The organism is Bradyrhizobium manausense, assembly GCF_018131105.1.
Taxonomy (GTDB): Bacteria; Pseudomonadota; Alphaproteobacteria; order Rhizobiales; family Xanthobacteraceae; genus Bradyrhizobium; species Bradyrhizobium manausense_B.
Genome location: NZ_JAFCJI010000001.1, coordinates 1,722,137 through 1,735,678, shown reverse-complemented (window position 1 = coordinate 1,735,678; position 13,542 = coordinate 1,722,137). Strand labels below are relative to the sequence as shown.

Annotated in this window: 16 protein-coding genes; 6 read left to right on the top strand and 10 right to left on the bottom strand. The window is 63.8% G+C overall.

The window, feature by feature from the left end; genetic code table 11:
* The first annotated feature begins 92 nt into the window (after nt 1-92).
* Nucleotides 93-1,502: a type I glutamate--ammonia ligase gene (glnA, locus tag JQ631_RS08135; protein WP_212325323.1), complete on the top strand. Its 1,410-nt coding sequence runs from the start codon at nt 93-95 to the stop codon at nt 1,500-1,502.
* 196 nt (nt 1,503-1,698) lie between these two features.
* On the opposite strand, the gene JQ631_RS08130 is transcribed toward glnA, so the two are convergent.
* The 3 genes from JQ631_RS08130 to JQ631_RS08120 form a co-directional block, all read right to left on the bottom strand.
* Nucleotides 1,699-2,310, bottom strand: coding sequence for a hypothetical protein (locus JQ631_RS08130; protein ID WP_212325321.1), 612 nt, complete (start codon nt 2,308-2,310; stop codon nt 1,699-1,701).
* A 73-nt stretch (nt 2,311-2,383) separates the two neighbouring features.
* Complete coding sequence (locus JQ631_RS08125; RefSeq protein ID WP_212325319.1) at nt 2,384-3,157, bottom strand: gamma-glutamyl-gamma-aminobutyrate hydrolase family protein; 774 nt, start codon at nt 3,155-3,157, stop codon at nt 2,384-2,386.
* Nucleotides 3,158-3,246: 89 nt separating this feature from the next.
* Nucleotides 3,247-3,960 (bottom strand): hypothetical protein, encoded by a 714-nt coding sequence (locus tag JQ631_RS08120; RefSeq protein ID WP_212325317.1) that lies wholly within the window; start codon nt 3,958-3,960, stop codon nt 3,247-3,249.
* 136 nt (nt 3,961-4,096) lie between these two features.
* On the opposite strand from JQ631_RS08120, the gene JQ631_RS08115 reads away from it, so the two are divergent.
* On the top strand, nt 4,097-5,233 hold the full coding sequence (locus tag JQ631_RS08115; RefSeq protein ID WP_212325315.1) for an AI-2E family transporter: 1,137 nt from the start codon (nt 4,097-4,099) through the stop codon (nt 5,231-5,233).
* Between the two features lie 6 nt (nt 5,234-5,239).
* Here the strand turns inward: JQ631_RS08115 and JQ631_RS08110 are convergent, their stop codons facing one another.
* The 6 genes from JQ631_RS08110 to JQ631_RS08085 all read right to left on the bottom strand — a co-directional run bounded on the left by JQ631_RS08110 (nt 5,240) and on the right by JQ631_RS08085 (nt 8,931).
* On the bottom strand, nt 5,240-5,536 hold the full coding sequence (locus tag JQ631_RS08110; protein ID WP_212325313.1) for an antibiotic biosynthesis monooxygenase family protein: 297 nt from the start codon (nt 5,534-5,536) through the stop codon (nt 5,240-5,242).
* A gap of 99 nt (nt 5,537-5,635) precedes the next feature.
* Complete coding sequence (locus JQ631_RS08105) at nt 5,636-5,872, bottom strand: hypothetical protein (protein WP_212325312.1); 237 nt, start codon at nt 5,870-5,872, stop codon at nt 5,636-5,638.
* A 60-nt stretch (nt 5,873-5,932) separates the two neighbouring features.
* Nucleotides 5,933-7,165 carry a GGDEF domain-containing protein gene (locus JQ631_RS08100; RefSeq protein WP_212325311.1) on the bottom strand — a complete coding sequence of 411 codons (1,233 nt, stop codon included), beginning with the start codon at nt 7,163-7,165 and terminating at the stop codon, nt 5,933-5,935.
* Between the two features lie 229 nt (nt 7,166-7,394).
* The gene (rpsI, locus tag JQ631_RS08095; RefSeq protein ID WP_212325310.1) at nt 7,395-7,877 is read right to left on the bottom strand and encodes a 30S ribosomal protein S9; all 483 of its coding nucleotides are present in this window, start codon (nt 7,875-7,877) and stop codon (nt 7,395-7,397) included.
* Between the two features lie 2 nt (nt 7,878-7,879).
* Nucleotides 7,880-8,344 (bottom strand): 50S ribosomal protein L13, encoded by a 465-nt coding sequence (gene rplM / locus JQ631_RS08090; RefSeq protein WP_008137961.1) that lies wholly within the window; start codon nt 8,342-8,344, stop codon nt 7,880-7,882.
* A 158-nt stretch (nt 8,345-8,502) separates the two neighbouring features.
* Entirely contained in the window at nt 8,503-8,931 is a 429-nt protein-coding gene (locus JQ631_RS08085) for a PaaI family thioesterase (protein WP_212325309.1), read from the bottom strand.
* A gap of 86 nt (nt 8,932-9,017) precedes the next feature.
* On the opposite strand from JQ631_RS08085, the gene JQ631_RS08080 reads away from it, so the two are divergent.
* From JQ631_RS08080 to JQ631_RS08065, 4 genes are all read left to right on the top strand, one after another.
* On the top strand, nt 9,018-9,842 hold the full coding sequence (locus tag JQ631_RS08080) for an enoyl-CoA hydratase (protein ID WP_212325308.1): 825 nt from the start codon (nt 9,018-9,020) through the stop codon (nt 9,840-9,842).
* Between the two features lie 19 nt (nt 9,843-9,861).
* A complete protein-coding gene (locus JQ631_RS08075) occupies nt 9,862-10,446 on the top strand; it encodes a CoA-binding protein (protein ID WP_212325307.1) in 585 nt (194 codons plus the stop codon).
* 138 nt (nt 10,447-10,584) lie between these two features.
* Nucleotides 10,585-11,865 carry an O-acetylhomoserine aminocarboxypropyltransferase gene (locus JQ631_RS08070; protein ID WP_212325306.1) on the top strand — a complete coding sequence of 427 codons (1,281 nt, stop codon included), beginning with the start codon at nt 10,585-10,587 and terminating at the stop codon, nt 11,863-11,865.
* Between the two features lie 211 nt (nt 11,866-12,076).
* On the top strand, nt 12,077-12,421 hold the full coding sequence (locus JQ631_RS08065; RefSeq protein ID WP_212325304.1) for a hypothetical protein: 345 nt from the start codon (nt 12,077-12,079) through the stop codon (nt 12,419-12,421).
* Here the strand turns inward: JQ631_RS08065 and JQ631_RS08060 are convergent, their stop codons facing one another.
* Nucleotides 12,422-13,504, bottom strand: coding sequence for a COX15/CtaA family protein (locus JQ631_RS08060; RefSeq protein WP_212325302.1), 1,083 nt, complete (start codon nt 13,502-13,504; stop codon nt 12,422-12,424).
* Nucleotides 13,505-13,542: the final 38 nt, after the last annotated feature.

The following is a 13,542-nucleotide window of genomic DNA, read 5'->3' as shown; positions in this document are numbered from 1 at the left end:
CTCATTTCGTTTGTGCGGTTGCGCAAACTCGCCGAAAGCGAGAACGAATCTGCTCACCTGGAAACCGACCCGCAGAGCCAAAAGGGGTATGCATGAAGACCGCCAAAGACGTCCTGAAATCGATCAAGGACAACGACGTGAAGTACGTCGACCTGCGCTTCACCGATCCGCGCGGCAAGTGGCAGCACGTCACGTTCGACATCAGCATGATCGACGAAGACATTTTCGCTGAAGGCACCATGTTCGACGGCTCCTCGATCGCCGGCTGGAAGGCGATCAACGAGTCCGACATGTGCCTGATGCCGGACCCGGTGACCGCGACGATCGATCCGTTCTTCGCCGAAACCACCATGGTCATCACCTGCGACGTGCTCGAGCCGACCACCGGAGAGCCCTACAACCGCGACCCCCGCGGCATCGCCAAGAAGGCCGAGGCCATGGTGAAGTCGATGGGCGTGGGTGACACCGTGTTCGTCGGCCCCGAAGCCGAGTTCTTCGTGTTCGACGACGTCCGCTTCTCGTCCGGCCCCTACAACACCGGCTTCCGCCTCGACTCCTCGGAGCTGCCGACCAACTCCGACACCGAATATGAAGGCGGCAATCTCGGCCACCGCATCCGCACCAAGGGCGGCTACTTCCCGGTTCCGCCGCAGGACTCGGTGCAGGACATGCGCTCCGAAATGCTCGGCGCCATGGCCAAGATGGGCGTCAAGGTCGAGAAGCATCACCACGAGGTCGCGTCCGCCCAGCACGAGCTCGGCATGAAGTTCGACACGCTGACGCTGATGGCCGACCACATGCAGATCTACAAGTACTGCATCCACCAGGTCGCGCACATCTACGGCAAGACCGCCACCTTCATGCCGAAGCCGATCTACGGCGACAACGGCTCGGGCATGCACGTGCACCAGTCGATCTGGAAGGATGGCAAGCCGGTGTTCGCCGGCAACAAATATGCCGACCTGTCGGAGACCTGCCTCCACTACATCGGCGGCATCATCAAGCATGCCAAGGCGATCAACGCCTTCACCAACCCGTCGACCAACTCCTACAAGCGCCTGGTCCCGGGCTATGAAGCCCCGGTGCTGCTCGCCTACTCCGCGCGCAACCGCTCGGCCTCCTGCCGCATCCCGTACACCGCTTCGCCGAAGGCCAAGCGCGTCGAGGTGCGTTTCCCCGATCCGCTCGCCAATCCCTATCTCGGCTTCGCCGCGATGCTGATGGCCGGCCTCGACGGCATCAAGAACAAGATCGATCCGGGTCCGGCGATGGACAAGGACCTCTACGATCTGCCGAAGGAAGAGCTGAAGCAGATCCCGACCGTCTGCGGCTCGCTCCGCGAAGCGCTGGAAAGCCTCGACAAGGATCGCAGCTTCCTCAAGAACGGTGGCGTGTTCGACGACGACTTCATCGACGCTTACATCGAGCTGAAAATGACCGAGGTCGCCCGCTTCGAAATGACTCCGCATCCGGTCGAGTTCGACATGTACTATTCGGGCTAAGCGGCCCGAACGACCAAGACACGCGAAAGGCGCCCTTCGGGCGCCTTTCTTGTTTTGGGCCATCGATTTTCGTTCTGCATCTGACTCCATTTCGTTCTCGAAGAACGAATCGGAATCGCAAAAACCGGCGCGCACCAATTCCTACTGATTGGTTTATTCGCCCCGAGATATTGCGCGTGCAGTGGTTCGGTTGAACTCACTTGTCCGGAAAATTCACGCCGATCTCAGTCACCACCGGTGCCCATTTCACCAGCGTCGCATTGTCGGAGGCAACCTTCACGCCGTCGCCCAGCAGCGACTTCGGCGCGGCCGATTTCCTGTCGAAGCGGATCGTGATGGTGCAGCCACCGTCCATCGGACCGCTCAGCGTGCCGCCCTTCCAATCGGTGACGAAGCCGCCGTAATCCCACTCGAAGCCGGCCACCATAAACGGCTTGCCGTTCGCCTTCTGCACGTCGGCGAGGCTCGATCCGATTGTGATGCCGCCAACGCTCCAACGGCTGGTCCTGGCGGTGTCGCGCAGGGTCAAGCCGGAGGCGCGCATGGCCTTGTCGTTGCTGAAGGCAACCTCGATGCGGCGATCCATCGCCTTCGGGAACAGCACGAACCCCTTGTCGGTCTCACCCTCCGCACCCGGCAGGTCCTGTATCACGGCCTCCTTGCCGTAACGCTGCTTCAGGCTGCGCTCGGTATCGTCCGGTGAGACCGGCGAAGCGCAACTGATCGGCCCGTCCCTCGGCGGCGTGGTTTGAGCGAGTGCCGGCGACACGAGCAGGATAAGGGCGGCAGCGGCCGTGTCGCGTATCATCGGGATGCAATTCCAGTTTCAAAATTGAATTGAAACGTAGCGCGCCCCGATGATCCGGCACAACTCTCGCGCGCTACGCAGCCGCCCGCTGCTTCGCCACCATCGCTTCGCCGAACGCTTCAAACAGCTTGCGATTGATCGGATTGCGCTGCGGGTCGTACTCGGCGTGCCACTGCACGCCGAGTGCGAAGGTCGGCGCTTCCGCGATACGGATCGCCTCGATGGTGCCGTCCTCGGCAATGCCTTCGATCAGCACGCGCTTGCCGGGATCGAGGATGCCCTGCCCATGCAGCGAATTGACCCGGATCTTCTCACAGCCGAGGAGCTTTGCGAACGCGCCGCCCGGCGTAAGGTCGACGTCGTGACGGTCGGCGAACACGACGGTCGGATCGGGATGGATCTCGCCGTTCTCGAGCCGAGGCATGCGGTGGTTCATGCGGCCAGGGATTTCGCGGATCTCGGGGTGCAGCGAGCCGCCGAAAGCGACGTTCATCTCCTGCAAGCCACGACAGATGCCGAACAGCGGTATTCCGCGCGAGACGCAGGCCACCGAAAGTGCCAGCGCGACCTCGTCGCGGTGGATGTCGTAGGGCTCGTGCTTCTCGCAGGGATCGACGTTGAAGCGGGTCGGATGAACGTTGGCGCGGGCCCCGGTCAGCACGACGCCGTCAACGGTATCGAGCAGTGCGGCGATATCGGTGATGTCGGGCGAGCCCGCGAACATCACCGGCAAGCCGCCGGAGACCTCGGCCACGGCGCGCAAGTTTCGCTCGCCGACCATCTGGACCTGAAATCGATTTTCGATGCGACTGGCGTTCCCAATCACGCCGACGACCGGCTTTCTCATCTCCCGTTCCGACCTCTGCGCAAGAAGATTCTCCAAACATGCCCTTGGGATGGAACAATTTCAACAGAAGGGATCGCGGGACGGCAATGCTATTTTCGCGCAAATGCCTCCTGGGCCTCGGTTGTCCCCACGAGGGGCAGGCCGGCTGCCTTCAGGGCAGTCGCCGCCGCGCCAGGCGTGGCCAGCCAGGGCAATTTCGCGTCGATTCCCCGCGTCACGGGCTCCCCGAGCACGCCACCGAAATCGATCGGCCAGAGCCCGTTGGGCACCACCTCGACGGTGAGACCGCGGATGGCATAGCCGTCACCCAGGACCTCCTCGGCATGATCGCTGGCGACGGTGCGCGCAGTCTTGGGATCTTTGGGATCGCCGAAGCTCACGAGCACGGGGATCACCTCGCCCTGCACCGGGACAATGCCGGTCTGCCTGGTGATGTCGCTGAACGAGACGCGGTTGCCACGCGCGGCGCCGTAGGCGCGCAGCGCGACATAGTTGATCTGATCGAGGTCGAGCTTGCCGCCCTGCTGATGCGCCAACAACGCCACCAGGTTCTTGCCTTCGCCGCGGCCCTGACCGAGATCAACAAAGACAGCTTCCCCGCGCGTCGTGGTGCGTCCGCCGCGGTTATAGTTGCGGTCTGGCACGACCGCCAGAATGCCGGAGGCGGCCCTGATCCCGTCAGGCGTCGTCACCTCGACCGTGAGGCGATATTTGTGGCCGGGACGGTTGATCCGGATCTGATCGCCGATCACGATCACGGCCAGGAGCCCGAGCAGACCGGCCCATTTGCTGATGAAACTCAAGCGCCCCCCACTTGTTCTTTCCTCACGCTCTGCACCGTTCGCGCGATAGCGTCAAACCAGCGCGTTGACGCGGTCTTGATCGGACGCGCGTTTGCCGAAAGAGTGCCTCGCCCGCAGCCGCCGAAAAGGACTTGATGTGACCCTTCCCGCAGACGAGCGTCCCCGGACCCGCAATGACCTGGCCTGGGCGATCTCGGTCGGCGGCATCGCCGTCGTGCTGTTCACCGCCGCGCTGGTTTTCACCTGGTATTTTGCAGCGACCCTGCTCCTGATCTTCACCGGCATGTTGGTCGGCGTCGGCCTCAACGCCCTGACCGATGCGCTCGGCCGGCGCGTTCAGCTGCCGCACGCGGTGCGGCTTGCGATCGTCTGCATCGTGCTCGCCGCAATGCTGTCGGGTGTCGCCTATCTCGGCGGCGCGACCATCGCCGAGCAGGCCTCGGTGCTCAGCAACACCATCAAGTCGCAGATCACACATGTCAGGTCGTTCCTGGAAAACCACGGCATCGACACCAGCGTCTTCGACCTCGGCAATGCCAGCTCGGCCGCCTCCTCCGGAGAGACGGCGCCAGCGGCGGCCCCCAACCAGAATGCGCACGGTCCATTGCCGGGCGCAGGCGCCCTTGCCTCCAGCGGCGGGGCCATCGTGAGCCAGACCTTCAGGCTGCTGCTCGGCGCGATCAGCGCCGTCGGCAACGTTTTTATCGTACTGTTCCTGGGGCTCGCTTTCGCCGCACAGCCCAACGTCTATCACGACGGTCTGCTCTTCCTGGCGCCGGCGAGACATCGCGTCCGCGCGACGCTGATCATCGACCGCATCGGCGAGACGCTGGAGCGCTGGCTGATCGCGCAGATCATCGTAATGCTTGCGGTCGGCGCCGTGACCTGGATCGGGCTTGCCATCATCGGCATCCCCGGCTCGTTCATCCTGGGGATTCAGGCCGGCCTGCTCGCCTTCATCCCAACCGTCGGCGCCATCATCGCCGGTGTCGTCGTGGTGCTGGCGAGTCTCGCCTCGGGCTGGATCCCGGCGCTATCGGCGCTGATCCTGTTCCTCGGCGTGCACGCGATGGAGAGCTACGTGCTGACGCCGCTCCTCCAGCGCCAAGCGCTGGACATTCCCCCGGCGACGCTGTTCGCGTTCCAGATCCTGCTCGGCGTCGTCTTCGGAATCTGGGGCCTGGCGCTGGCGCTGCCACTCGTCGCCATCGCCAAGGTCATGATCGACCATTTCAAGACATATGAGGTGCCGCCTTTGGCGGAGGCGGCCTGACCTCAATCAGGTCGTCAGCACGGTCTCGGTGTGCTCGACCTCCGGAGGCGAGGCAAAATACTGCCCGACGAGGCCGCGCCATTCGGTGAAATTCTCGGAGCCGCGGAAGTCGACGGTGTGGTTTTCCAGCGTCGCCCATTGCACCATCAACCGGTAGCGCTGCGGCTTCTCGATCGACTTGTGCAGCTCGAAACCATGAAAGCCCTTGGAGCGGCCGAAGGCAGCTTTAGCCTTGGCGACAGCGGCCTCAAAGTCCTTCTCACTGCCCGGCTTGACGTCGATTTGCGCGATCTCGGTGATCATCGGTTTCCACCCCGTTGTCTGGTGGCCGTGTCTAGCGCAGCCGGGACCAAAGAAAAAGGCGCCGAAATGGCGCCCTGCCCGGCCGAAAATGCGATGCTCTCAGGCGAACAGCACCGCTGTGCCGAGTACAATCAGCGTGCAACCGATGAACAACCCGACCGGCCAATAGCTGCGGGCCTGCGTGTAACGGCCCTGGGCGCGGCGCTCGGCGATCACCGCGGTCTCGTATTCGTCCGCGGTCGAGAACAGACAGGCGAAGCCGCCGCGTGCCGAGGCCGCAGCGGCTTCGAGCGACATCAGGGCAGCTTGCGGATTCTGTCGACGGATCGATTCCATGACCGCAATGGTAGGAACCGAATGGTAAACAGAGGATTACCGCGAGCGCCCCCCTCCGTATCAGGCTGTCGCCGGCTGCGTCTTGGATTGCTCCTTGGGCACACCGATCCGCGCGGCGCTCTGGCGGCGCCAGTTCTCCAGCGACAATGGCAGCTCCTCGGCCGCCTCGACGCGGTTACGGCCGCCCCGCTTGGCCTGGTAGAGCGCGGTGTCGGCCGAGGCCAGCAGTACCTCGAGCTCGGTGCCCGCAGGACCGCCGGCCACGCCAATGCTGACGGTGGTATCGACCGCACCATCGTCGACCACGACGCCTGACGTCTCGAACGCCTCGCGCACGCGTTCGGCGACCAGCACGCCTTCCTCGAGCGCACACGGCAGAAGCGCGGCGAACTCCTCACCGCCGATGCGGCCGGACAGGTCGGAGATGCGCAGATTGTTGACGACGACGGTCGAGAACAGTTTCAGCATCTCGTCGCCAGCAGGATGACCGAAGCGATCGTTGATCGATTTGAAATGGTCGATGTCGAAGATCATCACGGTGACCGGGCGGCCGCCCTTGGCCTCGCGCTCGATCATCCGCGCGCAGGCTTCCGAGAAGCCGCGGCGGTTGAGCATGCCGGTGAGCGGATCGGTCGACGCCGCGGTGCGATGCGCGGTGACGGTGCGCTCGGACACCAGCATGAAGATCACGAACACGGTGCCGACGGCATAGAGCACGAGCTCGACCGCAAACACGGTAACCCAGACGCTGGTGGAAAAGCCGGCATCATTCGGGCGCATGAAACTGCCGAGCAGAATCGGCAGCATCAGCACGCAGCCGTGCATGACAGGCACGACGAAGGCCGGCCAGCGCCGTTGCAGGCTCTTGCGCCGTTCGACCCAAAGCTCGCTCGCGGTCAGCGCCGCGTAAATCGAGACGATGCCGGCGCCGATGATCATGCGCAACATGGAGGCTGCGGGATCGAGCAGCATCACCGTCGCGACCCAGGCGATCGCACCGAGCACGAGACCGGGCCAGTTCGGCTTGCGGCCGTGGAAGACGCGCGCCGCATTCCACACCATGCCGCAGGCGACGAAGCCGACTGCGTTCAGTGCGAGATAGAGGTGCGGACCGAGCTTGTCGCCGGTCGCCGTCCACAACGCGACGGAGGCCGCGCCGAGCAGATAGGCCGTGCCCCACCATTTCAGCGCGGGGCTGTTCTCCTGCTTGCCGAAAAACACCATCATGGCGCCGAGCAATGCGGCGACCATCGTGGCGACCAAATAGAGCGTGATGCTATCGAGCGACATCATGTCGGCCCCCTTCTAAACATAGCAGTTGCGCGATCGGCCCAGCCGACTTGCGCGCCCTTCCAGATGCGACGCTATGTCCCGCGGGTTCCATTCAGGTTTTCATGCGAGGCCAAGTTTTCGGGAAACACGCGCTCAATTTGCGTACAAACGAGTAACAAAAAAGGCGCTGAAAACAGCGCCTTTTTGCATCTCATTGAAGCCGCTTTCGCGGCGAATGTGACCGAAGCGATTAACGCTTCGAGAACTGGAAGGACCGGCGGGCCTTGGCCTTGCCGTACTTCTTGCGCTCGACCACGCGGGAGTCGCGGGTCAGGAAGCCACCCTTCTTGAGCACGCTACGCAGCTCGGGCTCGAAATAGGTGAGAGCCTTGGAGATGCCGTGACGCACCGCGCCGGCCTGACCGGACAGACCGCCGCCTGCGACGGTGCAGATCACGTCGTACTGGCCCGAACGCGCGGCCACGGAGAACGGCTGCTCGATCATCATGCGCAGCACCGGACGAGCGAAATAGACCTCGACCTCGCGCGAATTGACGGTGACCTTGCCGGCGCCGGGCTTGATCCAGACGCGGGCGACCGCGTCCTTGCGCTTGCCGGTGGCGTAGGCGCGGTTGAACTTGTCGACCTTCTTCTCGTGCTTGGGCGCGTCGGGCGCCGCTGCCGCGGTCTTGAGCTGCGAGAGCTGGTCGAGCGACTGAATGGATTCGGCCATGATTATGCGGCCCTCGTGTTCTTGCGGTTCAACTTGGCGATATCGATCTTCTCGGGCGTCTGGGCCTCGTGCGGATGATCAGCACCGCCATAGACGCGGAGGTTGCCCATCTGGACGCGACCGAGCGGACCACGCGGGATCATGCGCTCGACAGCCTTCTCGAGCACGCGCTCGGGGTGCTTGCCCTCAAGGATCTGGCGCGCGGTGCGCTCCTTGACGTGGCCGACGTAGCCGGTGTGCTTGTAGTAGGTCTTCTGCTCGCGCTTGCGACCGGTGAGGACCGCATGCTGCGCGTTGATGATGATGACGTTGTCACCGCAATCAACGTGGGGGGTGTAGGTCGGGAGGTGCTTGCCGCGCAGGCGCATGGCAACGATGGTGGCGAGGCGGCCGACGACCAGACCCTTGGCGTCGATCAGCACCCACTTCTTCGTCACCTCAGCCGGCTTTGCCGAAAAGGTTTTCATGTCAGAGTTTCCGTGGACGGGGAGCATCGGCGCGAACACCGCACCGGACTGAGCGGGTTTCTAGAGAAGAGACGCCCGACGGTCAATGCTCGGCGACGTAAATTACGCGTGCAAAATCAGCATCTTAGAAATATGGTGTTATATTACCTTCGAAAAGATCAAACATTTGGAATGGAATAGGTCGAAGTGACATGGGCGATCGGATCGGGCGAGCTTCCGGACAGGAGCTTTACCTCCCCGACGGCCAGGCGCTTGCCGAGCTTCAGCAGCCGGGCCTCCGCCAGCACATCCTGCCCGGGCAGACCCTTGCGCAGGAAGTTAATGTTGAGATTGGTGGTCACAGCGAGCCCGATCGGGCCGATCGCGGACAGCAGCACCACGTACATGGCGAAATCGGCCAGCGCCATCAGGGTCGGGCCCGACACGGTTCCGCCCGGCCGCAGCATCTTCTCGCCATAGCGCTGCCGCAACAGACAGGTCTGGCCGTCCGCGCTCTCGATCGTGATGTCGTCGCCGCTGAAGGCCTGGGGAAATTCGTCGCGGAGAAACTGCTCGAGCTCCGCCACGCTCATTTTCGCTGCCGCCATGTTGTTCCCCGCCCTCGCTTCACGTCGCCTACTACATTAGGTTATCTGCATCATCTCACTGTAATAATCCAATCGGAAACGCCGCAATGTCCGTCCACGCCGCCCGCGCCCCCTCCCCGCAACCGCCAATTCTGCTGCGCGAAATGGTGGGGAACATCGCGGTGCTGACTCTCAACCGTCCGGCCGCGCGCAACAGCCTGTCGACGGCGATGATCGCCAGCCTTCATGCCGCGCTCGATGAGGTCGGCAGCGACAAGGCCGTCCGGGCTGTCGTGCTCGCGGCCAACGGTCCCGCCTTCTCGGCCGGTCACGACATGAAGGAGTTGACCGCACGCCGCACCGACCCCGATCGCGGCCGCGCTTTCTTCGCCGAGGCGATGAATGCCTGTAGCGCGATGATGCAGGCGATCGTGCGTCTGCCCAAGCCGGTGGTGGCTTCCGTCCAGGGCATCGCGACCGCGGCCGGCTGCCAGATCGTGGCGAGCTGCGACCTCGCGATCGCCTCGGAAGCGGCGAGCTTTGCCACGCCCGGCGTCGATATCGGCCTGTTCTGCTCGACGCCGATGGTGGCGCTGTCGCGCAACGTGCCACGCAAGCAGGCGATGGAGATGCTGCTGACGGGCGAGCCGGTCCCGGCCGTGCGGGCCCGCGAAATCGGCCTCGTCAATCACGTGGTCGCCGCCGGCACCGAGCGCGACGCCGCGATTGCGCTCGCGGAAAAGGTCGCATTGAAATCCGCCTACACCGTCAAGCTGGGCAAGGAGGCATTCTACCGCCAGGCCGAGATGAGCCTTGCCGATGCCTATCGCTATGCGGCAGAGGTAATGACCGAGAACATGATGGCCCGCGATGCCGAAGAAGGCATCGGCGCTTTCATCGAAAAGCGCACGCCGACATGGCGGGATGAATGACAACAAGAAAAGACCAGCAATGAACCACGACGCCTATCCCGACAATTACATCCGCAGCATCCTCAACAGCGTGAAGTCGATCGCGATGGTCGGCGCCTCGCCGGTCAACGTGCGGCCGAGTTATTTCGCGTTCAAATATCTCGCGCAGCGCGGCTACGACATGATCCCGATCAATCCCGGCCATGTCGGCAAGGACCTGCTTGGAAAGCCCTTTGTCGCCTCGCTGCGCGACATCGGCCGCCCCGTCGACATGATCGACATCTTCCGCAACTCCAGCCACATCATGCCCGTCGTGGAAGAAGCCCTCACGCTCGATCCGCTGCCGAAGGTGATCTGGATGCAGCTCGGCGCGCGCGACGATGCCGCGGCGGAAAAGGCCGAGGCCGCGGGTATCAAGGTCGTGATGAATCGATGCCCCAAGATCGAATATGGCCGGCTGTCGTCGGAGATCTCCTGGATGGGCGTCAATTCACGCACGCTCAGCTCCAAGCGCCCGCCGGCACCGACGCAGGGCATGCGCCTATCCCTCAATCGGATGAGTGTCGGCGGCGGCGACACCGCGGCCTCCGATCGCGCGGCCAAAAACAAGAGCGAGCAAAGCTGACGCAATTGCGAAGGATTCGTTTCGCGAGCGCGTCAATGCGTAGCACGATCGTTGCGATGTGAAGCCGCGGCTTGACGCCGGGCGCGGCCCCGATCAGCATGCCGCGCGATTTCAGACCACAAGAACAGGACGCCCTCAATGAGCGATCGCCTTCCGGGATTTTCAACCCTCGCCGTGCATGCCGGTGCACAGCCCGATCCGACCACCGGTGCGCGCGCGACTCCGATTTATCAGACGACCTCGTTCGTCTTCAACGACGCCGACCACGCCGCCTCGCTGTTCGGCTTGCAGGCGTTCGGCAACATCTATACCCGCATCGGCAACCCGACCAACGCGGTACTGGAAGAGCGCGTCGCCGCGCTCGAAGGAGGCACCGCGGCGCTCGCTGTCGCCTCGGGCCACGCCGCGCAGGTCGTGGTGCTCCAGCAATTGCTCCAGCCCGGCGACGAGTTCATCGCGGCACGAAAGCTCTATGGCGGCTCGATCAACCAGTTCAGCCACGCCTTCAAGAGTTTTGGCTGGAATGTGGTATGGGCCGATCCCGACGACATCGCGAGCTTCGAGCGCGCCGTGACGCCGCGCACGAAAGCGATCTTCATCGAGTCCATCGCCAACCCCGCCGGCAGCATCACCGACATTGAGGCGATCTCGACGGTGGCGCGCAAGGCGGGCGTTCCCTTGATTGTCGACAACACGCTGGCCTCGCCCTATCTGATCCGCCCGATCGACCACGGCGCCGACATCGTCGTGCACTCGTTGACGAAGTTTTTGGGCGGTCACGGCAATTCGCTCGGCGGCATCATCGTCGACGCCGGCACGTTCGACTGGTCGACCGGCGGCAAATATCCGATGCTGTCGGAGCCGCGGCCGGAATATCACGGCATCCGCCTGCAGGAGACATTTGGCAATTTCGCCTTCGCGATTGCCTGCCGCGTGCTCGGCTTGCGCGATCTCGGCCCGGCGCTGTCGCCGTTCAATGCCTTCATGATCCTCACCGGCATCGAGACGCTGCCGCTGCGAATGCAGAAGCACTGCGACAATGCCAAGGCCGTCGCCGAATTCCTCGCCGGGCATCCGGCGGTGGCTGCGGTGAACTACGCGGGTCTGGCGAGCGACAAGTACAACCAGCTTGCGCGCAAATATGCGCCGAGGGGCGCGGGTGCCGTATTCACCTTCAGCCTCAAGGGCGGCTATGACGCCGGCGTCAACCTGGTGTCGAAGCTGCAACTGTTCTCGCACCTCGCCAATGTCGGCGACACCCGCTCGCTGGTGATCCACCCGGCCTCGACCACGCACAGCCAGCTCGACGACGCCGCCAAGACCAAATCCGGCGCCGGTCCCGACGTGGTCCGGCTCTCGATCGGCATCGAGGACAAGGAAGATCTGATCGCCGACCTGGAGCAGGCTCTGAGCGCCTAGTCATCCTCGTCATTCCGGGGTGGTCCGAAGGACCAGACCCCGACATCTCGACATCGTCGGCCACCTCCGGATTCCGGGTTCGGTGCTTCGCACCACCCCGGGATGACCGCGGTGAGATTTTGCGAAGGCGCCGCGCACGCCAGTTAACAGTCATTAACCATATCGGCCGCATACATCGTCCTTGGATCGCCCCTTTGATTCGGAGCCGACGATGCTGCGCTGGATGGTGCCTGCCCTGGCGGTGATGATGACGGTTTCAGCCGCACATGCTGCCGACTTGTCGGCCCATCCGAAGCGGCGGGCAGCCGCGCCGGCGCAGGAGCCACCCAAGGTCTATGTGGAGACCGATCCGGATGCGCTGATCTCGCCGGCCTATGGCATCGGCAGCTACATCCGCAACCTGCCGGGCACCCCGCTGCTTCCGGGCGCGCATACGCTGCCGGGTTACTACGGCCGCCCCTGGGACTACGACTATCAGGGATCGTATTACGGCGGGAAACAGGTCGATTATTTCTGGCGCCTGCCCTACTCGTGCGGCATCTACGGCTATTGCTGATCAGCCGGGCTGACCGATGGGAACCGCGCGCGGCTGCGCTTCCGCGCTATGCCGCGACGCCAACCGCTCGGCCTGGATCACCGCCAGCGTCAACACAACGATCGCAACTGCCTGGTGCGAGAGCGCGAGATCGATCGGCACCTGGTTGAGCAGCGTCAGGATGCCGAGTACCGCCTGCACGCTCACCGCAGCCAGCAGCCAGAGCGCGCCGCTTGCCGCCGAACCTGCGCGCGAGCGCACCGCGTCGAATGCGTGCAGCACCGCCAGCGTGAACAGCAGATAGGCCGTCATGCGGTGCTCGAACTGCACCGTCAGCACACTGTCGAACATGTTGCGCCACCACGGCGTCTCGAACCACAGTCGGTCCGCCGACGGAATGAACGCACCATCGATTTGCGGCCAGGTGTTGTAGGCGCGTCCCGCGCGCAGGCCCGCGACCAGAGCACCGAAATAGATCTGGATGAAAGTCACGATCACGAGCACCGTGCTCGTGAAGCGCAATCGCGCGGGAACCGCGAGCTGCGGTCGATCGGCAAGCCGCCGCACCGTCCAGACGATGCCGGCGAAGATCAGCAGCGCCAGCACCAGATGCGTCGCCAGCCGATACTGCGACACCTCGACCCGCTCAGACAGCCCCGAGGCCACCATCCACCAGCCGACCGCGCCCTGGATGCCGCCGAGCGCGAACAGCAGCCACAGCCTCCGCTTCAACTCACCGGAGAGACCACCGCGCCACAGGAAAAACAGAAAGGGCAGCAGATAAGCGACGCCGATGAAGCGGCCGAGCAGGCGATGGCTCCATTCCCACCAGAAGATCTGTTTGAACTCGGACAGGCTCATGCCGGCATTGAGCTCGCGATATTGCGGGATCTTCTTGTAACCCTCGAAGGCGTCGGTCCATTGCGTCTCCGTCAGCGGCGGAACACTACCGGTGACCGGCTTCCACTCGACGATCGACAGGCCGGATTCCGTCAGCCGCGTCGCGCCGCCGACCAGCACCATCAGCGCGATCAGGGCGGCCACGGAGATCAGCCACCAGCGCACGGCGCGATGCGGGTTGGCGGGGGCGGAAATCGTCGTCATTTCAGGGGTTGAAACCAAGGCTTGAACCAGACTGCGTG